This window comes from Shewanella sp. GD04112 (assembly GCF_029835735.1).
Classification (GTDB): Bacteria; Pseudomonadota; Gammaproteobacteria; order Enterobacterales; family Shewanellaceae; genus Shewanella.
On sequence record NZ_JAOEAL010000001.1, the window covers coordinates 298,926 to 319,867 of the forward strand.

General features: G+C 49.9%; 22 protein-coding genes and 1 riboswitch. Of the genes, 14 read left to right on the forward strand and 8 right to left on the reverse strand.

Annotation, left to right across the window (positions count from 1 at the left end):
• Positions 1-11: 11 nt before the first annotated feature.
• Together N7386_RS01440 and N7386_RS01445 are read right to left on the reverse strand one after the other, a co-directional pair.
• Entirely contained in the window at positions 12-1,928 is a 1,917-nt protein-coding gene (locus N7386_RS01440; protein WP_279766825.1) for a methyl-accepting chemotaxis protein, read from the reverse strand.
• Between the two features lie 303 nt (positions 1,929-2,231).
• On the reverse strand, positions 2,232-3,881 hold the full coding sequence (locus tag N7386_RS01445) for an electron transfer flavoprotein-ubiquinone oxidoreductase (RefSeq protein ID WP_279766826.1): 1,650 nt from the start codon (positions 3,879-3,881) through the stop codon (positions 2,232-2,234).
• 252 nt (positions 3,882-4,133) lie between these two features.
• A riboswitch (molybdenum cofactor riboswitch) is annotated at positions 4,134-4,267 on the forward strand.
• On the opposite strand from N7386_RS01445, the gene moaA reads away from it, so the two are divergent.
• The 11 genes from moaA to N7386_RS01500 all read left to right on the forward strand — a co-directional run bounded on the left by moaA (position 4,255) and on the right by N7386_RS01500 (position 12,782).
• A complete protein-coding gene (gene moaA, locus N7386_RS01450) occupies positions 4,255-5,235 on the forward strand; it encodes a GTP 3',8-cyclase MoaA (protein ID WP_041412503.1) in 981 nt (326 codons plus the stop codon). It overlaps the preceding riboswitch by 13 nt.
• A 112-nt stretch (positions 5,236-5,347) precedes the next feature.
• Positions 5,348-5,827, forward strand: coding sequence for a cyclic pyranopterin monophosphate synthase MoaC (gene moaC, locus N7386_RS01455; protein ID WP_011074083.1), 480 nt, complete (start codon positions 5,348-5,350; stop codon positions 5,825-5,827).
• 19 nt (positions 5,828-5,846) lie between these two features.
• Complete coding sequence (gene moaD, locus N7386_RS01460) at positions 5,847-6,098, forward strand: molybdopterin synthase sulfur carrier subunit (protein ID WP_086903943.1); 252 nt, start codon at positions 5,847-5,849, stop codon at positions 6,096-6,098.
• 1 nt (position 6,099) lies between these two features.
• The gene (gene moaE / locus N7386_RS01465; protein WP_086903944.1) at positions 6,100-6,567 is read left to right on the forward strand and encodes a molybdopterin synthase catalytic subunit MoaE; all 468 of its coding nucleotides are present in this window, start codon (positions 6,100-6,102) and stop codon (positions 6,565-6,567) included.
• 42 nt (positions 6,568-6,609) lie between these two features.
• Positions 6,610-7,413: a molybdate ABC transporter substrate-binding protein gene (gene modA / locus N7386_RS01470; RefSeq protein WP_279766827.1), complete on the forward strand. Its 804-nt coding sequence runs from the start codon at positions 6,610-6,612 to the stop codon at positions 7,411-7,413.
• Positions 7,414-7,421: 8 nt separating this feature from the next.
• Positions 7,422-8,102: a molybdate ABC transporter permease subunit gene (modB, locus tag N7386_RS01475; protein WP_011621084.1), complete on the forward strand. Its 681-nt coding sequence runs from the start codon at positions 7,422-7,424 to the stop codon at positions 8,100-8,102.
• On the forward strand, positions 8,083-9,186 hold the full coding sequence (locus N7386_RS01480; protein WP_279766828.1) for an ABC transporter ATP-binding protein: 1,104 nt from the start codon (positions 8,083-8,085) through the stop codon (positions 9,184-9,186). Before modB ends, N7386_RS01480 begins: the two co-directional genes overlap by 20 nt.
• 325 nt (positions 9,187-9,511) lie before the next feature.
• A complete protein-coding gene (locus tag N7386_RS01485) occupies positions 9,512-10,033 on the forward strand; it encodes a hypothetical protein (protein WP_086903948.1) in 522 nt (173 codons plus the stop codon).
• Positions 10,034-10,079: 46 nt separating this feature from the next.
• Positions 10,080-10,757 carry a response regulator transcription factor gene (locus tag N7386_RS01490; protein ID WP_011621087.1) on the forward strand — a complete coding sequence of 226 codons (678 nt, stop codon included), beginning with the start codon at positions 10,080-10,082 and terminating at the stop codon, positions 10,755-10,757.
• 49 nt (positions 10,758-10,806) lie between these two features.
• Positions 10,807-12,063, forward strand: coding sequence for a HAMP domain-containing histidine kinase (locus N7386_RS01495; protein ID WP_086903949.1), 1,257 nt, complete (start codon positions 10,807-10,809; stop codon positions 12,061-12,063).
• A 32-nt stretch (positions 12,064-12,095) separates the two neighbouring features.
• Positions 12,096-12,782 (forward strand): TIGR01621 family pseudouridine synthase, encoded by a 687-nt coding sequence (locus N7386_RS01500; protein WP_279766829.1) that lies wholly within the window; start codon positions 12,096-12,098, stop codon positions 12,780-12,782.
• On the opposite strand, the gene N7386_RS01505 is transcribed toward N7386_RS01500, so the two are convergent.
• Entirely contained in the window at positions 12,779-13,954 is a 1,176-nt protein-coding gene (locus N7386_RS01505; protein WP_279766830.1) for a GGDEF domain-containing protein, read from the reverse strand. The two genes, N7386_RS01500 and N7386_RS01505, sit on opposite strands and share 4 nt — an antisense overlap.
• A 157-nt stretch (positions 13,955-14,111) precedes the next feature.
• Here N7386_RS01505 and N7386_RS01510 point away from each other — a divergent pair, with 157 nt between their 5' ends.
• Positions 14,112-14,279: a YqaE/Pmp3 family membrane protein gene (locus tag N7386_RS01510; protein ID WP_011787651.1), complete on the forward strand. Its 168-nt coding sequence runs from the start codon at positions 14,112-14,114 to the stop codon at positions 14,277-14,279.
• Positions 14,280-14,344: 65 nt separating this feature from the next.
• Here N7386_RS01510 and N7386_RS01515 read toward each other — a convergent pair whose 3' ends face one another.
• Entirely contained in the window at positions 14,345-16,516 is a 2,172-nt protein-coding gene (locus N7386_RS01515; protein ID WP_279766831.1) for a TonB-dependent receptor, read from the reverse strand.
• A 304-nt stretch (positions 16,517-16,820) separates the two neighbouring features.
• Between N7386_RS01515 and N7386_RS01520 the strand changes: the two genes are divergently transcribed.
• Positions 16,821-17,012 carry a DUF2986 domain-containing protein gene (locus N7386_RS01520; RefSeq protein ID WP_011627483.1) on the forward strand — a complete coding sequence of 64 codons (192 nt, stop codon included), beginning with the start codon at positions 16,821-16,823 and terminating at the stop codon, positions 17,010-17,012.
• Positions 17,013-17,024: 12 nt separating this feature from the next.
• On the opposite strand, the gene N7386_RS01525 is transcribed toward N7386_RS01520, so the two are convergent.
• The 4 genes from N7386_RS01525 to N7386_RS01540 form a co-directional block, all read right to left on the reverse strand.
• Entirely contained in the window at positions 17,025-17,537 is a 513-nt protein-coding gene (locus N7386_RS01525) for a M23 family metallopeptidase (RefSeq protein WP_279766832.1), read from the reverse strand.
• Positions 17,538-17,558: 21 nt separating this feature from the next.
• Positions 17,559-18,137: a hypothetical protein gene (locus N7386_RS01530; RefSeq protein WP_279766833.1), complete on the reverse strand. Its 579-nt coding sequence runs from the start codon at positions 18,135-18,137 to the stop codon at positions 17,559-17,561.
• Positions 18,138-18,153: 16 nt separating this feature from the next.
• Positions 18,154-18,855 carry a CHAP domain-containing protein gene (locus N7386_RS01535; RefSeq protein ID WP_279766835.1) on the reverse strand — a complete coding sequence of 234 codons (702 nt, stop codon included), beginning with the start codon at positions 18,853-18,855 and terminating at the stop codon, positions 18,154-18,156.
• A 189-nt stretch (positions 18,856-19,044) separates the two neighbouring features.
• Positions 19,045-20,115 (reverse strand): MBL fold metallo-hydrolase, encoded by a 1,071-nt coding sequence (locus N7386_RS01540; protein WP_279766836.1) that lies wholly within the window; start codon positions 20,113-20,115, stop codon positions 19,045-19,047.
• Positions 20,116-20,268: 153 nt separating this feature from the next.
• On the opposite strand from N7386_RS01540, the gene N7386_RS01545 reads away from it, so the two are divergent.
• On the forward strand, positions 20,269-20,880 hold the full coding sequence (locus N7386_RS01545) for a TetR/AcrR family transcriptional regulator (protein ID WP_279766837.1): 612 nt from the start codon (positions 20,269-20,271) through the stop codon (positions 20,878-20,880).
• Positions 20,881-20,942: the final 62 nt, after the last annotated feature.

Here is a 20,942-nt window from a genome sequence, read left to right on the forward strand (position 1 = left end):
CTATCTTGGGCTTACACCTTAAATTTCGCCACTAAGGTGTCTAAGCGGTGGGCGAGTTGGTTTAGCGCTAAGCTCGCCTGTGCCGCAGCCTGTGCTGTGCTGGCGGTGCGCTGGGTGATCTCGTTAATTTCGGTGACGTTACGGTTGATGTCTTCTACCACGGTCGATTGTTCTTCCGTCGCCGCTGCCACTTGAATGTTCATATCGCTGATCAGGCCAATACGGTCGCTAATGCCCACCAGAGATTGGCTCGCCTCATCGACGGCGGCCACCCCTTCGTGGGAGCGCGCACGGCTCTGGGCCATGGCATTCACCGCTCGGCTGGCCTCGGATTGCAACTTGTCGATCATACCTTGGACTTCGTTGGTCGATGCGGCGGTGCGCGATGCCAGATTACGGACCTCATCGGCTACCACGGCAAAGCCTCGTCCCGCTTCTCCGGCACGTGCAGCTTCAATCGCGGCGTTCAGCGCTAACAGGTTGGTTTGCTCCGAAATCGCGCGGATCACATCAAGAATGCCGCCGATAGATTTGGTATGAGTCGCAAGGGATTCAATCACTTCACCGACTTGCTCTACATCTTGGGAGAGTTGATTGATGGTATCCCGAGCACGGGTCACCACCACTTGGCCGCTATTGGATTCGGTATCGGCATCTTTCGCCGCAACAGCTGCTTGGGCGGCATTGCTGGCGATTTCATTCACCGTGGCGCCCATCTCATTGATGGCGGTCACTACCATCATAGTGCGATCTTTTTGCTCATGGCTGTCTTCAAGGGTTTGCTGCGCTTGATTCGATACATCCTTCGCCGAGAAGCCGAGTTGTTCGCTGGTTTGCGCAACCTCAATCACTGAGTCTTGGATTTTGCTGATAAAGCTATTAAACCCTTGTGCCAGTTGGGCAATTTCATCTTCACCTTTAACGGGGAGGCGCTGGCGTAAATCGCCTTCACCTTCGCCGATATCACGGAACATGGCCGCCACTTGTGCGATAGGGCGGCTTACCGAACCGGCCACCACAATCGCCAGCATGATAAAGCCCGCGGCAATGATTAAGGTCCAAATTAAGATCTGGTAGGCGGCATCCGTCAGTAGGGCGAACACTTCGGCTTCGGGCACTTGTGCCACTAAATACCAATCCATGGAGGGAATATAGCTGCTGGCTACGAAAGTGTTTTCACCTTGGATTTGAGTATCGACCAGGTTGAAGTCGCTACGATTGAGCAATGAGCTGATATTCGCGCCCGAGTACAAGCTCTTAAGACTGCTCTTGCCAATTTGACTGGCGTCGGGGTGCAGTTTTACCTCACCTTTAGCATCGACTAAGTAGACAAAGCCGGTTTCTTCAATCTTAAAGGAACCCAGTAGACGCACCATATCATCGAGGGATTTGGCGAGGCCAACGAGTCCGCGGCCATTAGGTTGCTGATAGTTGATAAAGAGTTTTACCTCGCCATTGGCTTCGGTAAACACGTTAAGCATCCGCTCTTGGCCGCTGTCGCGATAACCGAAAAACCAACCATCCTGCGCTGGGGTGAGTACACGTAAAAAACCATCCTGAGTGTAGTAGGCGGCGGTTTGTCTATCGGCGTAGGAGGCTTGGGCCAAATGATATTGGCGGGTGATGTCCTTTAATTGGGCAACGACTTGAGGCTCTTGCTCCTGCGGACGACCGCTTTCAAGCCATTGCAGTAACATGCGGCTGCTGGCGAGTTGTTCGGCGGCATTCATTAAGCTCGAAATATCTAGCTCAATCTTGTTGCGGATCTGCATCATTAGGCTGGGCATTTCCGACCCGAGCATACGCTGCTGTACCACGCTTTTTGCACTACGTTGGCTGAGGACGCCCACGAGTATGGTCGACAGCAGCACAGCAAATGTCACTGTCAGCAGGATTTTCTGCTTAATAGTAAGGTTATTCAATATCATAAATATCAATATGCCTGTGTTAGACGTTTAGAAATATCGGTCGACGTTTTCTAGCCAATAACAAGTATCGGACAGAAATGTTAAAAGTTAACCTTTGTTTAGGTCGAATGCCGAATAAAACAGCGTACAAGACATTTATTGGGCCTAACCTGTTGCTCTTGCGGTAGATCTTGTTATGTAGAGTATAGATGGAAATGAGTTGCTGATTTGAAGCATGTGATTTTTATGGCGCAATTGTGACCAAAGTGTGGCGTGAAGGCAAGCAAAAATAAGGCGCTCAATGAGCGCCTTATTCCGTTTAAGTTACATATTCGGGTAGTTTGGACCACCGCCGCCCTCGGGCGTCACCCAAGTAATGTTTTGACTAGGGTCTTTAATGTCGCAGGTTTTGCAGTGAATGCAGTTTTGCGCATTGATCACAAACTTAGGCTGACCTGCTTCTTCAACGATTTCGTACACGCCAGCAGGGCAGTAACGCTGGGCCGGCTCGTTAAATTGCGTCAGGTTTATCCCGAGCGGGATGCTGTTATCTTTTAAGCGCAGATGACAAGGCTGATCTTCCTCATGATAAGTGCTCGACAGGTAGACCGAAGAGAGCTTATCGAAGCTGAGTTTGCCATCGGGCTTGGGATAATCAATCTTGTTGTAGGCGCTGACAGGGGCCATTTGTGCATAGTCTGGGTGCTCATCACGCAGAGTGATAGGGAACTTACCGCCGAACCAGTTTTGATCTATGTAGTTAAATGCGCCGCCGAGGAAAGTGCCAAACTTGTGCATTGCTGGGCCAAAGTTGCGCGACTTATACAACTCTTCGTGTAACCAGCTTTCTTCCAGATGGTTTTGGAAACAATCCAGATCTTTACCGCCTTCGACCTCGGCCAGCATCGCTTTAGCTAAGGTTTCGGCCGCGACAATGCCGCTCTTCATGGCGGTGTGGGTGCCTTTGATTTTGGCAAAGTTTAAGGTACCTGCATCGCAGCCAATCAGCAGACCGCCGGGGAAACTCATCTTCGGCAGTGAGTTCAGGCCGCCCTTAGTTATTGCGCGAGCACCATAGGTCAAACGCTCGCCTCCAGTTAAGTATTTGGCGATAACAGGGTGAGTCTTATAACGTTGGAATTCATCGAACGGGCTTAAATGGGGGTTCTTGTAGTTGAGGTCGATAATCAGACCCACGGCAATTTGGTTGTCTTCCATATGGTAGAGGAAGCCGCCACCCGATGCGCCATCGGTTAATGGCCAACCACCTGTGTGCACCACTTTACCTTGTTCGTGTTGTTCGGCGGGGACTTTCCAGATTTCTTTAAAGCCTAAGCCGTAATGTTGTGGTGTCTTGCCATTATCTAAGTGGTATTTCGCGATCAGCTGTTTGCCTAGGTGACCACGGCAACCTTCTGAGAACACGGTATATTTGGCGTGTAGTTCCATGCCAGGCATAAAGCTGTCTTTCGGCTGACCGTCGGCACCGACGCCCATATCACCAATCAGGATGCCTTTCACGCTGTTATCTTCATTGAAGAGTAATTCGCTGGCGGCAAAACCAGGGAAGATTTCTACGCCGAGCGCTTCGGCGCGGGTCGCGAGCCAACGGCAGAGGTTACCTACGCTGACAATATAGTTGCCTTCGTTGTGCATGGTTTTAGGCACAAACGCATTGGGCATCAGCTTGCTGTCGGTGGCGGAATTGAGTAGATAGATTTCATCGTGGGTCACGGCTGTGGTGACGGGAGCGCCTGAATCGCGCCAGTCGCTAAATAGCTCATCTAACACTCGTGGTTCGAATACGGCGCCAGATAGAATGTGTGCTCCCACTTCGGAGCCTTTCTCTACCACGCAGACGGTAATTTCTTTGCCTGAACTCTGTGATATCTGCATCAACCGACACGCAGTGGCCAAGCCAGCTGGGCCTGCGCCGACGATAACAACATCGAATTCCATTGATTCGCGTTCCATCAGTTCACCTCTTCCTTCGCATATCCCCGATTTTTACCGGGTGTTGTAGTTTGTTTGTAAACGGGCGTTTTATTGCTGATGTCCACCTTACCTCAAAATCACCGCAGGGCACAGGGGCTAAGCGGGCTGTTTAGCCTAAATAATGACAAATCTTTGGGTGAGCGCTGTCACAGATTGTTCACGCCCACTTGAAGCGGATCAAGAAATACCTGTTTGGGGGTATAGCTAGGCAATACTTTCGGCTTATAATCACGGTTGACGGTTCTCCGAGCTTGCCTACCTAAGTCAACAGATATGGGGGTGTAGCCGTGGCAATAAGGCCACTGGGGTGAGTAAAGAAATGCACTCGCCTCCCACACTTGGAAAGGTGATCATGTCTCAATTACAAGACAATTTTGGTCGTAAATTTCATTACTTACGAATGTCAGTCACTGACGTTTGTAACTTCAAATGCAGTTATTGCCTCCCAGATGGTTATCATCCGAATGGCAAACAACAGTTTTTATCTCTCAGTGAGATAGAAAACCTTGTGTCCGCATTTAGCCAGGTTGGCACTCAAAAAATTCGTATCACTGGCGGCGAACCCACGCTGCGTAAAGATTTTACCGATATCATTCGAGTGGTCGCCGACAACCCTCGTATTCATACCGTCGCTACTACCACTAATGGGTATAGGCTCGAGAAGCATGCCCAAGAGTGGTTCGACGCAGGGCTGCGCCGTATCAATGTGTCGGTAGACAGCTTAGATCCTAAGATGTTTTACCAGATCACCGGCGAGAATAAGTTCGACGAGGTGATGCGTGGTATCGATGCCGCCTTATCCGCGGGTTTTGAGCGCGTGAAGGTCAATGCGGTATTGCTCAAGGGGATGAACGATAAAGATTTACCGCGCTTTTTGAATTGGATTAAGCACACGCCCATCGACCTGCGTTTTATTGAGCTGATGGAAACAGGCCTTGGCCGCGAGTATTTCCAAGCTCACCATTTGGCGGGTGCCGATATCAAAGCGCAGCTGCAAGCCGAGGGCTGGCAATTAGATACGCCTCGCGCCGACGATGGCCCTGCGCAAAACTTCAGCCACAGTGACTTTAAGGGCCGTATCGGCTTGATCATGCCCTACGCCACTAACTTCTGCGCGAGCTGTAATCGCTTGCGGGTCTCGGCCAAGGGTAAGTTGCACTTATGCCTCTTTACCGAGTCTGGCATCGATTTGCGTGATCTACTGCAACACCCGAGTCAACAAGCGGAATTAATCGAGCGGTTACACGGTCAACTGGCGCAGAAGAAGGAAACCCATTATCTGCATCAGGGCATTACTGGCGTGACGCAACATCTGGCCTCGATTGGCGGTTAATCTAACTTAGGTCTTAGTCTGCTTATCGCGTTATCTTTCATTAGGTTAGATTTCGCGATGGCGCTTAACTTCCCTATGCTTGAATTTGGCATCAGTTTAAAGGATCGCTTCAATGAGCAATGTATTTACCCATATTAACGCCGACGGCAATGCCCATATGGTCGATGTGACCGAGAAAGCCGTGACCGAGCGCGAGGCCCGTGCCGAAGCCTTTATCGAGATGGCGAGCACGACCCTCGAGATGATCATGAGCGGCAGCCACCATAAGGGCGATGTGTTCGCCACCGCCCGTATCGCGGGGATCCAAGCGGCGAAAAAGACTTCAGATTTAATTCCGTTATGTCATCCACTAATGCTAACTAAGGTCGAAGTCGAGCTCGAGGCTCAGCCTGAACATAATCGCGTGCGCATCACTAGCCTGTGTAAATTATCAGGTAAAACCGGTGTCGAAATGGAGGCGCTCACGGCGGCCTCTGTCGCAGCGCTGACGATTTACGACATGTGCAAAGCCGTGCAAAAAGACATGGTGATTTCACAGGTGCGCCTGCTCGAAAAACGCGGCGGCAAGTCGGGACACTTTAAAGCTGAATAACGTAAAGCGAGATAAGAATATGATTAACGTGTTGTTTTTTGCCCAAGTTCGTGAGCTTTTAGGAACTGCCCAGCTGAGTGTTGAAGCGAGTGAGCAGACACAAACCGCAGAAGGATTACGCGCAACACTCGCGGCCACCGACGATAAATGGTCCAAAGTGTTAGCATCGGACAAATTGCTGGTGGCGGTGAATCAAACCATTAGTCAATGGGATACCCGAGTGAGCGATGGTGATGAAGTCGCCTTCTTCCCGCCTGTGACCGGAGGTTGATATGCGTTTACTGCCAAATGTGCGGGTGCAAACCGTCGATTTTAATGTGGCCGATGAGTACCACCAATTAGCCCAAGACAATAGCGATGGCGCCGTTGTCACCTTTGTGGGCAAGGTGCGCGACTTTAACGACGGTTCAGTGGTGACGGACCTGACCTTAGAACACTATCCCGGTATGACGGAGCGCGTGCTCGAGCAAATCGTGGTCGAAGCGCGTGAGCGTTGGCCGCTCAATAAAGTTACGGTTATCCACCGTGTCGGTACTATGGCGCTGGGTGAGCAAATTGTGTTTATCGGCGTCACCAGTGCCCATCGCAAGGCGGCCTTTGCGGCCTGCGAATTCTTAATCGACTTTTTGAAAACCAAAGCCCCTTTCTGGAAATTAGAAGCCGGGGACAAGGGCAAGAATTGGGTCGAAGCCAAGGACGCCGATGAGCAAGCGGCGCAATTGTGGCAACACAAAGACTAACGTAAGACTGAGTCAGTAGTAGGCGAGAGTGAGGGTGAGTTTATGCACAGTGTGGCAGGGTTAGGCAAAATCTGGAGTTTAGTATTTGCTCTCGGCTTGTCGTGCTGTGTCGCCTTGATGCCTGCCGTTAGCCGCGCCGAGACTGTGCCAGCGATTGCGGCCGCCGCCAATATCAAGTTTGCCCTCGATGATATTGTTAAAAACTTCAGCGCCGAAACCGGGCTCAAGGTGCGAGTATCCTATGGCTCGTCGGGGAATTTTGTCGCGCAAATTCAACATGGTGCGCCGTTTGAACTCTTGCTCAGTGCCGATGAGCGTTATATTCATGAGCTGCAAAAAGCTGGCTTTACCCGCGATGCTGGCGTGCAATACGCGGTCGGTCGCCTAGCCTTAGTGGCTCCAAATAAGTCTCCCTTAACCTTAGATGCCGAGCTGAATGGCGTAAAAAACTTGCTCGCCGCAGGCAAGTTGGAGCGCTTTGCGATTGCCAACCCAGAACATGCGCCCTATGGGGAGCGCGCTCGCGAACTTCTACAAAAATTAGGTTTGTGGGATGGCCTACAAACTAAGTTAATCTTGGGCGAAAATGCCTCCCAAGCGGCGCAATTTGCCGTGAGTGGGTCCACCCAAGGCGGGATTATTCCGTTATCCCTTGCCTTAGCGCCACAGTTTAAGGCCTTAGGTCAGGCGATTGCCTTGCCCGAAGAATTGCATGGTCCACTCAATCAACGCATGGCCTTGATGCCAAAAGCGGGAGCAACCGCAGAGCGTTTTTATCAATATCTTCAATCTGATGCCGCCAGAGCCGTATTCCTGCAATACGGATTTGGTCTACCCGCTCGATAAGGCCAGACATGGATTGGCAGGCACTCTGGTTATCGGTCAAGCTCAGTAGTATCACGGTATTGGTATTGATCCCGCTGGCGATTCTGGCGGGGCGAGCCTTAGCCTATCGTCAGTTTGTGGGTAAGTCTTGGGTTGAGGCCTTAATCATGGTGCCCTTAGTCTTACCGCCGACTGTGATTGGGTATTACTTGCTGGTGGGGCTAGGGAGTCAAAGCTGGTTAGGGCAATGGTTAGAGCGCCTAACCGGGCAGCAGTTAGTGTTTCATTTCTCGGGGTTAGTGCTGGCGTCTGTGCTGGTGAATATTCCGTTTGCGTTGCAACCGATACAACGCGCCTTTGAAGCGGTTCCCCACGACGTGCGCGATGCTGCAGCCTGTTGCGGCATGAGCAAACTTAAGATTCTGCTGAAAATTGAATTGCCTATGGTGTGGCCTGGGGTGCTGACCGCCTTAGTGCTGTGTTTCTCCCATGTACTCGGTGAGTTTGGGGTCGTGTTAATGATGGGCGGGAATATTGCCGGCGAGACCAAAACTATCTCGATTTCCATCTATGACAGTGTTCAGGCCTTCGATTTTGGTGCTGCAGGTACTATGTCTCTGGTATTGCTGTTATTTGCGATTACCGCATTGGCGCTCACCACCAGTCTATCGCGGCGTTTAGGAGGTCAGCGTGGCGCAAATCATCGCTGATCTGCATTGCCAAATCCAAAACCAAAAGCATATTAAACTGAGCGCCGAATTTAACTGTAAGGCGGGTGAGGTGTTGGCTGTTGTCGGGCCTTCGGGGGGCGGTAAGACAACCTTGCTGCGGATGATCGCAGGGCTGAATCATCCCGATGCGGGCAGTATTGTGTTTGGTGAAACGCCATGGTTCGACCATCAAAGTCGCACCGCACTGACGCCACAGCAGCGCCATATCGGCTATATGCCACAGCATTTTGGGCTATTTCCCAATCTTACCGCGCTCGAGAACGTGGTTGCAGGGCTTGACCATATTCCCAAATCGGAGCGAATTGCGAGGGCGAAGGACTGGTTAGAACGGGTCAATTTGCATGGGTTGCCCGATAGACTGCCTATGCACCTCTCTGGAGGCCAGCGCCAGCGGGTTGCGCTTGCTCGCGCCCTTGCCCGTGAACCGTCGGTGTTGTTACTCGATGAGCCCTTTTCGGCGGTGGACAGAGAAACCCGCGAGCGTTTATACCTCGAACTTGCTCGCCTAAAAGAGCAGCTGCTTTGCCCCGTGATTATGGTGACCCACGATTTAAATGAAGCGCTGTTGCTGGCCGATTCGATGATCTTGATTAGCCAAGGTCAGATGTTGCAGCAGGGCGCGCCGTTTGAGGTGTTATCGCGTCCACGTAACGAGGCGGTTGCGCGGCAGATGGGCTTAAGAAATATTTTCGATGGCGAAGTGGTGTTCCAAGACCGTACTAAGGACATTACTTGGCTCAAATTTGGCGAGCAGCTGATCGCCAGTGATTTTGGCAAAGACCGCAGCGTGGGCAGTAAAGTGCGTTGGGTGATCCCGAATCAAGGCATCAGATTTAACGCCATCTCAAATGGACGTTTATGCCGCAGTTTTAATAAGTTAGATGTCACCATCGACTCCTTGCTGGTGATGGGCGAGTCGGTGCGCGTGGTCTGTTATGCCACTGGGACTGAGTTGCAACTTAATACGGAAGTGTCGCTCCATCTCGCGCAGAAACTTGGCTTAACCAAAGGGATGCAAACCACGGTTGCGCTCAAATCTGAACAAATTCATATTTTAGAGTAACTAAGTTTTTTGCCTCATTTCGCGAAATCTATTCTCCATTAACGAATAACTCAGCTTGATTTGCGAAGCTGCGCTGCCGTTAAATCCCTAGATGATCAAAGCTTAATCTTGTTTCCATCGGTGTTTCAGTAGGTATTAGGTAAACTCAATACATTCGTCAGTGCTTGCCGAGCCTGAATCAATCGGATTGAGCAATCCACATGGGTGATGAACTAGGCGCCATCATGGGCAAACAGGGATAAAAACGATGGGGTTTTAGCACGCCATCGACATCTAACTGATTGTCTCATAAGATACAAACTTAGCCGATTTTTATGGAGGAGCCATGAGACTATGGTTGCTAGGATTCATGTTGGTATCTGGGATTGCCACCGCAGCCCAGAGCATGTATTCGATGCTTTCGAGCGGTGAGTATCAGCCGCCGTTAAGTGTGATGCAGCAAATTGAGAAGGATTTTCCCGGCGTGATTGCCGAGTTTGAAATGGAAATGCAGGAAGGCGAATTGGTCTACCAGTTTGAGTTGATTAATCCGCTGGCGAATGCGATTACCCGTTTCGAATATCGGGCGCGAGATGGTAAGTTATTGAAACAAAAAGCGGGCAAAGTCACGGCCGACGATGTTGGTGAAGTGGAAGCCGCGCGCCTTATCAGCACTAAACATCAAACCTTCTCTGGCATTATTGCGATGGCGACTAAGGATCATAAGGCCTTTTTGACCGACGCAAAGTTAGATCATGACTTAGGTATCAGTTACTTAGAGTTAAAGTTGCTGGATGATACTGGTAAGTATAAATTGGCATTCGATATTGAAAATTTACGGCAACTACCTTTACTTAAGTGGGATTAGCACTGAGCATCACCGCTAAGCGAAGACTGGGGAGCGCAGCATACAGATGAAAATACTTTTAGTTGAAGATGATGCGACAACGATCGACTACATCGTTAAAGGATTTCTTGAGCAGGGGCATAATATTGAGACCGCCAGCGATGGTCATCAAGGCCTGCTGCAAGCCACGAGTGGTCAGTACGACCTCTTGATTCTCGACCGCATGTTGCCCCAACTCGACGGTTTGAAACTGCTGGCCGCCCTCAGAGCTACGGGCAATCAAACCCCTGTGCTTATCCTGTCGGCGCTGGCCCATGTGGATGAAAGAGTGAAAGGCCTGCGTGCGGGTGGCGATGATTACATGACTAAGCCCTTTGCCTTTTCGGAGCTGCTCGTGCGTGCCGAAAAGTTGATGCAACGGGGTCAATCCGTCCCTATTACCACAGATTTGGTGGTCGGCGGCTTAAAAATGGAGCTGCTTACTCGCAATGTGACTTTAGATGGTCACGATTTAATGCTGCAACCCAAAGAATTCCAACTGCTTAAGTATCTGATGGAACACGCCAATCAGGTAATTAGTCGCACGCTATTATTCGAAGCAGTATGGGATTATCACTTCGATCCCCGTACCAATGTGATCGACGTGCATATCGCCAAGTTACGCCGTAAGTTTGAAGAGTTAGGCCACGGTGAATTGATTGAAACCGTAAGGGGAGCGGGTTATCGCTTACGCCAAAGGCATTAAGCCTTACCAAAGCAGCGCCTGGCGCATCACTATTATCTTCTCGACCTTAGTGACTGTGATCATAGGCGCTTTGCTGTTTGCCCTTTATCGGCAACTGATTATCGAACAGCAGTACCAAGTGACTCAGTATCTCGAGTCAGAAACCCAACGCTATCAGCAGCTTGCTCTTACTGTCGACCGTCGTAGTTTTGCGGCGCAAATTCGTGCCGCTGATCCGCAGACGGCCCTCATCGCCTGGCGCAACAGTTATGACATGGTTGGTGCCTTAAGCTTTATGCCAGAAGGCATGCCCATGCTGCCGCAAACTCGGGATTTCCCGATTTTAACTGGCGGCCCTGATAAGCTGCATATCCTTACTGGTGGCCTAGTGATGACCCGCTATGGCCCAGTGCTCATCGCCACCCGTACCGATAACTTAGCCACCTTGATCGATAAATTTATCAGTGCGGCGGCCACGGCCGTGATGTTGACCATAGTGTTAACCTTAGCGCTGGGCTATTTGTTTTCTAAGGCGATTTTGCGCCGATTAGTGCAGTACAACCGCTTGAGTGAGCAAATTGAGCGGGGGCATTACGATACGCGTCTGCCGCTCAGTTGGCGTCAGGACGAGTTCGATATGTTGGCGCTGCAGTTTAATAACGTGCTGGATATTCTTGAGAATAACCTGATGGCGGTGCGCGGGGTGACAGATAACATTGCCCACGATTTGCGTACACCCTTATCCCATATTCGCATTGGTCTTGAGGAGTTAGCGGCCAAATCCCCCGATGAAATCAGCGAAGGTTGCGCGATTTTGACCGAAGAGCTCGACCACTGTCTTGCGACCTTCGATGCCATGCTCTCGCTAACACGTATCGAGGAAGGACAGCAAACCTTAGACTTGCAGGAACTGAGTTTGGCGCAGCTATGTACCGATTTGTTGGACATGGCCGACGCGGTCGCCGAGTCGAATGAGCAAACCTTGAGTCTATCGCTCCTATCAGACCATAAGATTTATGGTGACAAGTATTTGTTGTTTCAGGCCTTATATAACTTGGTCGACAATGCGATGAAGTACTCAGGCCAAGGCGCTCGCATCGATATTATTCAATCTGGCGCCCAAATTAAGATTTGCGATAACGGCCCGGGGATCCCCGATGACAGCAAGGAAAGGGTGTTTGAGCGATTAGTGCGTCTCGACCCCAGCCGCCATTTGCAGGGCACAGGTTTAGGATTATCTATGGTCAAAGCGATCATGTCGCGGCACAATGCGCAAATTACTCTTTCGGATAATCATCCAGGCCTAGTAGTGACCATTCAGTTTTAGGCCAATATCCGCGTGACAGTGTTGAGAACCCCATGTACCGAATCATAGCCGATGAGGCTGATTTTCTTGTTATTTCTAAATCGCCGAATGTGCATTTTCACAGTCAAGATGGCACTGCGGGTGTCGTTGCGCAGCTGGAGCAGGATTTAGGGATAAAACTCTTTGCCGTGCATCGGCTCGATACGCCGACCTCAGGGCTGTTACTGTTAGCCAAACATCCTGCGGCGGCGCGGCAGTTGACCGAGCTTTTTAGCGCCCATCAAGTGCAGAAATACTATCTTGCACTCGCCAAAGGTAAGCCGAAGAAGAAGCAAGGCTGGGTGATTGGCGATATGGCTAAATCCCGCCGCAGCATGTTTAAGTTGATGCGTACAAAAGAAAACCCAGCGATTACCCAATTCTTCTCCACCAGTGTTGGCGATGGGCTTAGGCTTTATTTACTCAAGCCCCACTCGGGGAAAACCCATCAGTTACGGGTTGCCCTCGCAAGCCTCGGGGTACCAATTTTAGGCGATGCCCTCTATGGCTCGGATGTCGCCGACCGTTGTTATCTGCACGCCTATTGCCTGCATTTTCGTTATCAATATGAGGATGGCAGTTGGCATGATTATGAGTATTTTGATATCCCGCAACAGGGCGAGGTCTTTAGTATGCAGGGCGTGACAGAGGCGCTTAAGCAGTGGCAAGCCCCCGAGTCATTAGACTGGCCCGATCGTTAGGCTTGTGGTGTTAGGGCTTGGCAGATCCTGTCTCGCCCCTCTGATTTGGCGCGATACATGGCATGGTCGGCTTCGATTAAGAGCTTGTCTGGCTCACAGCCTCGGTAAATGGTGGCGTAACCAATGCTGGCATAGAGTTGGATCTCCTGCCCTTGGCATTGAAGCGGATTTTCCCTCAACACCCTATGTAACTTATCTGCGACGGTTCTGGCGGCGGACGCACTGGTGGCGGGCAGTAATACCAGAAACTCCTCTCCACCTTGGCGGCATAGGACGTCATGTTCCCTCAATACAGTGCTAAATAGTCTTGCAGCCGTAAGTAGGGCGAGATCGCCTACGGCGTGGCCATATTGATCGTTGATTTGTTTGAAATGATCGAGATCGAGCAATATCAGACTGTAGGGCTCAGCATTTTTTTGCCAGCGTTGATGGATAACCGTAAGCCGCTTTTGCATCGCCCGCCGATTCCACAGCCCAGTCAGTTGGTCTCGCTCGGCTAATACTCTGATTTTGCTGACAAGGCGTGTTATCGCATTGCCAATCATTACTATGTTGATGATAAGGGCGAGGACAACATAAAACCACAGCACGGGCGTTGCCTCCTCCCGATAGATGGCGATAAAGACATGGTTTTCGTTCGATGAAAGCAGGGCGATTAAGAAGCGAAGAGTGAAGATAATGACCATGGCGACTAATGGCAGCACCATCGCCGTGGCGACTTTGCTGCCAGCATCTGGCTTGATAGCAATAAAATTATCTCGAGTCAGCATCACAAAGGTAAGGGCGGCATTGGCTGAAAACAGCATGGCCAGCACTGGCTCTGAGTGTGAGCTCGGGGGAACCGTTAACATCAATACTGCGGTGATAGTAAGAATGGTTAGATCGAACTGAGTGCTGTGCTTCAAGCGAAAGAGATACTGGGTCCCCCAACGCAGCATGATAAATCCCAACAAGATGATGATATCCGAGCAAAACCAATAGAGATAACTGTTTGATTCTGTCCGTTGGGTATTGAGTATGATGCCAAACAGCACAAAAAGGTTGGCGAGGGAAAATCGCATGCTGGCTAAGGTGGCGATTTTTAACGGTTGAGCGATTAATCCCCAAGCAATAGCGGCGGTGCCCGTGAGCAGGCAGATAAACTTAATCAGTAAAAGGGCTTGAGGATCCATGGTTAGGGTTCATTTTTTCCTTTAACTATAGATGGCTTTTTCAGTTTGTGCGGACGTATATACCACTCAAACAAAACTGTTGACGATGAAAAAGTTGCAAACCTGCACACTAACTGCGAAGTTAGTTAAAGATATGGTCAATTAAGGACAGCCTGCTATGGATACAAACAAATTACTCTTAGTCATCATTGCGATTCTATTACCTCCAGTCGCGGTATTTTTAAAGGCGGGTGCAGGCAAGGACTTATTAATCAACATAGTGTTGTGTTTATTTTTCTGGTTCCCCGGTTTGTTGCATGCACTCTGGGTGGTGACGAAAGATTAGTGAATCCCCAATAAAAAAGCGCAACTTAGGTTGCGCTTTTTTATACGGTAAATTGGGTGTGCTAACTAGAAAGCCACTGTATAACCGAGTGTTGCTGTGCGACCCATGCCTTTGAAATAACGATCATTAGTACCCATAGTTTGTGAGTAGTAGTTGAAATAATCCTTATTAAACAGGTTTTGTACGCCTAAGGTTAAGGTGCCAGTGTAGAGCGGCATAGAGAATGACGCATCGACAGTGGTGTAGCCATTAAACTCGGCATATTTCTCGCCTGTGGCATCTTCGAAATCACGGTCCATAAAGTAGTTTGCCTGTACGCGCGTCGACATTTCGTTATCGAAATTATGGTTCCAGAACAGGTTGATACGATTCGGTGAAATGTTGGCACCATCGAGATCGGTATCCGTTTTGTTGTCATCATTCGAATCGTATTCACCGCGCTGAATCGCTAGATTCATGCCCAGATCGTCGTTGCTGGTCAGGTAGGCGGTGATATTGGCTTCGATACCGTCAATCACGCTCTTCTCACGTTTAACGTCGTAGAAGCCGTCGCTGTTTAAGGCTAAACGGGCGCCATAATCGGTGGCCGAACGGTAGTAAGCAATCTTAGCGCTCAAGAATTCACCTTGGTAATCGGCGCCAAACTCCACGTTATCCGTCACAATCGGTGCAAGGGATAGAGAGTCGCTGATACTTGGGTTCGCTCCAGGGAAGCTGTTACCGTCGCGCAGAATGCGGCCGATATCCGGCATACCAAAGCCTTGGTTATAGCTAGTGTAAACGCGGATATCTGGAGTGATCTTGTAGGAGACTCCTATGTTGAATAGGGTCTCGTCAAAACTCGCTTCGCCCCCTTCGATTTGTTTATTTCCCGCGCCGTAGAGCGTCTTATAGTCATCGACATTGAGTTTAGCGTGCTCGTAGCGTACGCCGGTCGATAGGGTTAGATCAGTAATTAAATCATAATCTAACTGCAAATAAGGCGCGAAGTTGTCATAGGTGCTTTCAGGCACCCACGACAGACCAGTCTGCACTAAATCCTGCTCAGTGGTATCGCGGAACAGGTCGATACCATAGGCGGCATCGATACCCGTATCGGCAATATTTTTGGCAATTAACGAGGTCTTTAATCCCCATTTGACTGAAGAGTTACGCGATTGCTCATAGTACCAACTCTCGCCTTTAGGGCCTTCGCATTGTACTAAGTTGTCGTTATTGGCAAATGCAGGATCGTAGAACGTCTTGTTACAGCCACCGCCATACACGGCCTCAAAATCTTGATTAAACAACTGAATACTCAGCTGTTGACCGGCAATATTCTCGTGGGTGTAAGTGAGGCTAGTCGTCGTGACTTGGTTGTTGGCCGCTTCCCAAGGTTGTTTTTCTTCGATTGCGCCCGTTGGTTTACCTGTGGTGATATCGCCTTTCACCGGCATCCAATCGCCATTGTTCTCCATGTTGTAATGGTTAACCATCAGCTCTAAGCGCGACTCGGCAAAGTTATGGCCGAGTTTGATAAAGAAGTCTTTGCTCTGGCTGTCCATGGACTCACCTTGCGTCGTGTCCACCCCAATCACATCGTGGTTTGCATCGTAGTACACGCCGTTATTGCGATAGCTCACCGAGCCCAACATATCGATCAGCTCGGATTCGCCCGAAAACGCATAGCTGGCACCAAAACTTACACCGTTCGATTTGAGCGAGTCGGGCACAGTAACATCGAAACTGACGACGTGTTGGTTATCACCCGTTGGTTTTTTGGTGATGTAGTTGATGATACCGCCCTGTGCGCCTAAGCCGTGCATCGCATTGGCGCCGTGGATAATTTCGATACGCTCGATCATCGCAGGGTCGATAGTTTGTCCCGAACGACCACCACTACGCAGTGGGTTGGATTGGGGGACGCCATCGATCATTATTAATGGCGGACGGCCACGCAGGGTTTCGCCCGTGTTGCTCATCTTCTGGCGGCTGGGTGAAAAGCTAGGTGCTAAGTTGCCGATAATCGTCGACAAATCTTTAGTGGTGCGGAACTGCTCTTCGAGTTGCACGCGGTCGATAATGGTCACTGTATTGGGAATGGAGCTTGGCGATTTATCCATGCGGCTCGCGGTGACAGTGATTTTTTCGATGTCTTTATTCTTATTCGTTCCCGTATCTGGGGCTTCTTGAGCCACTGCGGATTGGGTGAGGGCGGCAAATACGGCGAGGGCAACAAACGAGGTTTTGAACGTCATATAACTTCCTGCTAAGGGCGAGTGAATTTGCTACACCGATATCCTTGGCATCAGACTATTCCGTTAAACAACATTGCAAATGATAACGATTTTTATTGCGGCTGATTTTAAGGAAGTGAATTGGGCTTGTCTAGTCGAGTTGTAAATAAAATGCGTGGAAAAAGTGGCACTTTCTTGAACTTGTGACTCGGTTATCAATATAGGTGCATTTAGATTGAGGGTTTGCACGTAGGCTGAGCCGCCGATTTGTTGCCGAGTCGAAGGAAGAATATAATGGCGACCTTTTTCTCGCCTTGGTGCCGATATGAACCGTAAAAAGAAGATTAACCAAACGCTTAAACAGAAGGCGAAAAAAGCCAATGCCAAGTTGCATAGCAGCAATAAGCCTAAATACGTTTCTAAAGCCGAGCGAGCGGCGCAGGCTATCGCGGCAGAAACCGAGGTGACTCAACCCGTTGAACAACCCGCTGAGGTCGTTGCCAACGGGAATGCTTAACCGACCAACCTTTTACTTAGGGTCTAAATAGTCGATTGGATTTAAGTAAAACGCCTTTTTATATCCTTGGGTTGAAGTGTCGATTAACCAAGGTCTGGGTAGCATGCTTAAAATGGAATAGTGCAAATGGGGCGGTTTGCCTTGGGCGTTCCCCGTTGTGCCTACAGTACCTAGCACATCCCCGCGTCCCGCAAATAACCCTGTCGATGCGTTAAGGCTGTCGAGGTGGGCAAAATAGTGGATTTGCCATTTCGGGCCGAGTCCCACGATCACCTTACCCCCCTTAAAAAACTCCCCTTTATACAGAAGTAACAACGGCGTTGGTGCGATTACGGGCGTATTGGCCGCGGCAAATATATCAATGCCTTTGTGGGTGCCTGAGCTGCCCCAGGGTTCATACCAAAAGGTTTGGCTATTCCAATCCTTATTGCTGGCGCCTTTGACTGGGATGACGGGCTGTTCTGGCACTAGGCTCCCTGCAAGAATAAAAAGCAGCATGGCGAGCGTGATAAATTTGAGCTTCATTTTGACCTCCGTTTAACGCTGCTAGTGGAACTCACTGAATTCATGCCAATTCGCGGGGTACTGACTGCGCTCGGCCTCACTGAGTGATAGCCAGTAGGGCCGCCAAAACGTATCGCACCAAAACTCAATATTGCCCTGCAGACTCCCGAGTGTATCAGGATCGACATCAGGAAAGCTTTCCCACGGTGCTGGTGGCGCGGCCTTAAAGCCGATTAGTCGTTGCAGCAGCGCGATATCATTGCTGATGAGTAGCACGCAGACTCCTGCAAAATCAGCATATTGATGTAGAAAAACATGGCTTGGTTCTTGGGCATGGTGCAACAGCTTACTCGATGCTGCATCCTTTTCAACAACAGGCGCGAATGCCATCTCGGTGAGCAGGGCATCGAGTCGCGGTTTATCTTGGTTACTCAACAAGCAATGTATTTGATAGGCGGCGAGATCTGGCTGCATCGCGGGGGTGACGATGGGATAAACTTGATGGCTGGGCAAAAGCAGGCGAGGTAAGGGCTTATTAAAAATCGCTTGGAGATCCGCTGCCTGTGAGTCTGTATTCGCCTTAGGGCCGAGGTGTCGTTTTAGCCAGTCGAGTAGTCCCATTTTTGTCCTCCCACTCTTAGCGTTTAAGTGGAGTCGCTTGTTGGTTTGCTTGGGGATTCCCCTCAGTACTTCCTTCAACGTTCTCCTCAACCTCTCCCGCCACAATCATGGTCGCAGGAGCTTCCCAGCGTAGCCAACCCTTGGTACGCGGGGCATCGATATACCACAGGCCTTCACGTTGCACTAAGGGGAAAATCTCCCGTGACGGCGCAAAAGGGCCGGGGTTCTGCTGGGCAATTTCGATACTAGTCTCAGTGACGCTGGCGACAATCGCGACATGGCCGTAGGGATTAAATATCCATGGCGCGAATACCAGTAAATCATCGGCCATAGGTTTGCTTTGGCTGCCATTGGTATATTGCCGTAGGGCACGTTTTTCATTCCAGCTCGCATCGGGCAACAGGTCATTGAAGAAGTCTTTGGCGTGACCGAAACTGTCGGGCATTTTGTGTTGATAACGCAGATAAAAGTAACGTTTAACGAACTCTACGCATTGGTATTTGATACCCAGGTTATAGCCGTCGAGGGAGAGGTTGCGCCCCTCGTTAGTGTTGACGCCGCCGTTATAATAAATCTCGACGCCATTGAGTGAGTCGAGTACATCACCCACTTGGAAGTCCGTATTTAAGTTATAACGAGTTAGCCCGTGGTAGCCGAGATAACCAAGGCCGCAGACTAGGCTCGCTGCGAGTATCAATAAACAAAAACCTTTCACCATCTTTAGTACGACATTCTCAAAAGATAAATTGATTCAGCAGGATACAAGGTCGGATTGTATGCTGATGTCGCTAAAAACGTCTAGGCGTACGGGCTGTTTACCGGGAGCTTAATACTTTCGTTGTGCTTAAGGTGGGTAGGAGCCTTAGCGGCGCACTGATGAAGCGCCGCTAAGGAGATACTTCTATGACTATTTATTGGAGGCGAGTTTGACTGGAACTACTTCAAACTCGGGTCTGTCTTTGGGTAAGTATGACTTCCACCACCCTTGATTGAGCGCTGGGCTGTGGGCTAGATCATTGAGGTTAATCCCCTGACCAAACTCAGGCGTCAGCAGGGGGACTGCATAGGCTTTCGCCGCCGCGGCAATCCGCTCTAAGGGTTCGTACCAACTGTGCAGCGCTAAGTCGAAACTGCTGTTGTGGATTGGGATAAGGTATTGACCTTGAAGATCTAAATGCGCCCGCAGCGATTGCTCAGGCTGCATGTGAATATCGGCCCACATCTCATCGTAGGCACCAGTTTCGACTAAGGTGAGGTCGAAGGGGCCCAGTTTATCGCCAATCTTTTTAAAACCATCAAAATAGCCTGAGTCGCCACTGAAAAAGATATTTAATTCAGGGGATTGAATAGCCCAAGATGCCCACAGGGTTTGATTTCTGTCTTTCAGTCCTCGGCCCGAAAAATGTTGTGCGGGGGTGGCGGTAAAGCGCACACCTTGGTGTTCGGTTGCTTGCCACCAGTTCAGGGTGATAATTTTTTCCTTCGGTATCCCCCAAGCAATCAAATGTTTATCGACACCCAGTGGCACAATAAACTTCTGAGTGCGCGCAGCGAGCGCCACTACGCTTTGCTTGTCTAAGTGATCATAATGATCGTGGGACAAGATAATCCCAGCGAGCGGCGGAATGTTCTCGAGCTCAATGGGCAGAGCGTGAAAACGTTTTGGACCAAACCATTGGCTGGGTGAGGCGCGCTTTGAAAACACAGGATCGGTTAACCAATACTGGCCGTTTAGCTGTAACAGCACAGTCGAGTGGCTGATTTTATACAGCATAGGCGTTGCCCCCGCCGTGGCGGACAGTTGCATGGGCTGAATAGGTAGCGCTTGGCTCGGAGTCTTATCGGGAATACGTTCAGTGACGTAACGCCATAAAATAGCAGGTAAATTACCTTCACCACTGTGAGCGTTCGGCGCTTCATTACGAAAGCGTTGATCCTGAGTTGGGGCAGTTTGAATGGTGTTGGGATCTAAGGTCATAATAACACTCCCGAGTAACAGTATGGCCAAGGTGATTTTGAGTCGCATCGTAAACTTGATAAAAGTAAACTACACAGTGTAGTTTACTCAAGGCTGTGCAAAAGTAAACTCAATAGTGTAAAATCTCGGCAAATATTTTGATGGCATACCACAATGGCAGAAAAAACAGTAAAACTGACACATTCCCAACTGAAGCGTTTGGCGATCCTCGACGCGTCACAGGAAGAATTTATGGTCAATGGTTTTGCCGGCGCCAGCATGGATAGAATTGCCCAGCGTGCCAATGTCTCCAAGCGCACGGTTTACAATCATTTCCCCAGCAAAGAAGTGTTATTCGAGGCGACAACTGGTGACCTGTGGGCGCGCACTAAGGAAGCGGCCACCTTGGCATTTAATCCTGAGCAGAGCCTCGAATCACAATTGCAACAGATTGCGCGTCGCTGCTGGGAGCTGTATCAGCAACCGGATTTCCTGCGAGTGGCAAGGGTAGTGATGGCCGAGTTTATTCGTTCACCGGTTCAAGCGACCGAGGCCATGGAACGATTAGCTAAGCAAGAAGGTGGATTAGAGGCGTGGCTTGCCGGAGCCGTGGCCCATAAGGCATTAAAAATCGATAATATTCCACTGGCGGCAACCCAGTTTTGGGGCATGTTTAAGGCCTTCGCCTTTTGGCCGAAATTGTTCCATTTGAAAAATCACGATGAGCAGCGGCAAGAGATCATTGATGCCAATATCCGTATGTTCCTCGCCATGTATCGCGCTTAACTTTCACTTGTTTCAAGCATAAGGCCGATAACGTTTTCACGTTATCGGCCTTATGTGTTTTA

Bases quoted from the DNA above. Each gene is read 5' to 3' on its own strand.
- N7386_RS01440 (WP_279766825.1), bottom strand. From the start codon at position 1,928: ATGATATTGAATAACCTTACTATTAAGCAGAAAATCCTGCTGACAGTG.
- N7386_RS01445 (WP_279766826.1), bottom strand. From the start codon at position 3,881: ATGGAACGCGAATCAATGGAATTCGATGTTGTTATCGTCGGCGCAGGC.
- moaA (WP_041412503.1), top strand. From the start codon at position 4,255: ATGTCTCAATTACAAGACAATTTTGGTCGTAAATTTCATTACTTACGA.
- moaC (WP_011074083.1), top strand. From the start codon at position 5,348: ATGAGCAATGTATTTACCCATATTAACGCCGACGGCAATGCCCATATG.
- moaD (WP_086903943.1), top strand. From the start codon at position 5,847: ATGATTAACGTGTTGTTTTTTGCCCAAGTTCGTGAGCTTTTAGGAACT.
- moaE (WP_086903944.1), top strand. From the start codon at position 6,100: ATGCGTTTACTGCCAAATGTGCGGGTGCAAACCGTCGATTTTAATGTG.
- modA (WP_279766827.1), top strand. From the start codon at position 6,610: ATGCACAGTGTGGCAGGGTTAGGCAAAATCTGGAGTTTAGTATTTGCT.
- modB (WP_011621084.1), top strand. From the start codon at position 7,422: ATGGATTGGCAGGCACTCTGGTTATCGGTCAAGCTCAGTAGTATCACG.
- N7386_RS01485 (WP_086903948.1), top strand. From the start codon at position 9,512: ATGAGACTATGGTTGCTAGGATTCATGTTGGTATCTGGGATTGCCACC.
- N7386_RS01490 (WP_011621087.1), top strand. From the start codon at position 10,080: ATGAAAATACTTTTAGTTGAAGATGATGCGACAACGATCGACTACATC.
- N7386_RS01500 (WP_279766829.1), top strand. From the start codon at position 12,096: ATGTACCGAATCATAGCCGATGAGGCTGATTTTCTTGTTATTTCTAAA.
- N7386_RS01505 (WP_279766830.1), bottom strand. From the start codon at position 13,954: ATGGATCCTCAAGCCCTTTTACTGATTAAGTTTATCTGCCTGCTCACG.
- N7386_RS01510 (WP_011787651.1), top strand. From the start codon at position 14,112: ATGGATACAAACAAATTACTCTTAGTCATCATTGCGATTCTATTACCT.
- N7386_RS01515 (WP_279766831.1), bottom strand. From the start codon at position 16,516: ATGACGTTCAAAACCTCGTTTGTTGCCCTCGCCGTATTTGCCGCCCTC.
- N7386_RS01520 (WP_011627483.1), top strand. From the start codon at position 16,821: ATGAACCGTAAAAAGAAGATTAACCAAACGCTTAAACAGAAGGCGAAA.
- N7386_RS01525 (WP_279766832.1), bottom strand. From the start codon at position 17,537: ATGAAGCTCAAATTTATCACGCTCGCCATGCTGCTTTTTATTCTTGCA.
- N7386_RS01530 (WP_279766833.1), bottom strand. From the start codon at position 18,137: ATGGGACTACTCGACTGGCTAAAACGACACCTCGGCCCTAAGGCGAAT.
- N7386_RS01535 (WP_279766835.1), bottom strand. From the start codon at position 18,855: ATGGTGAAAGGTTTTTGTTTATTGATACTCGCAGCGAGCCTAGTCTGC.
- N7386_RS01540 (WP_279766836.1), bottom strand. From the start codon at position 20,115: ATGACCTTAGATCCCAACACCATTCAAACTGCCCCAACTCAGGATCAA.
- N7386_RS01545 (WP_279766837.1), top strand. From the start codon at position 20,269: ATGGCAGAAAAAACAGTAAAACTGACACATTCCCAACTGAAGCGTTTG.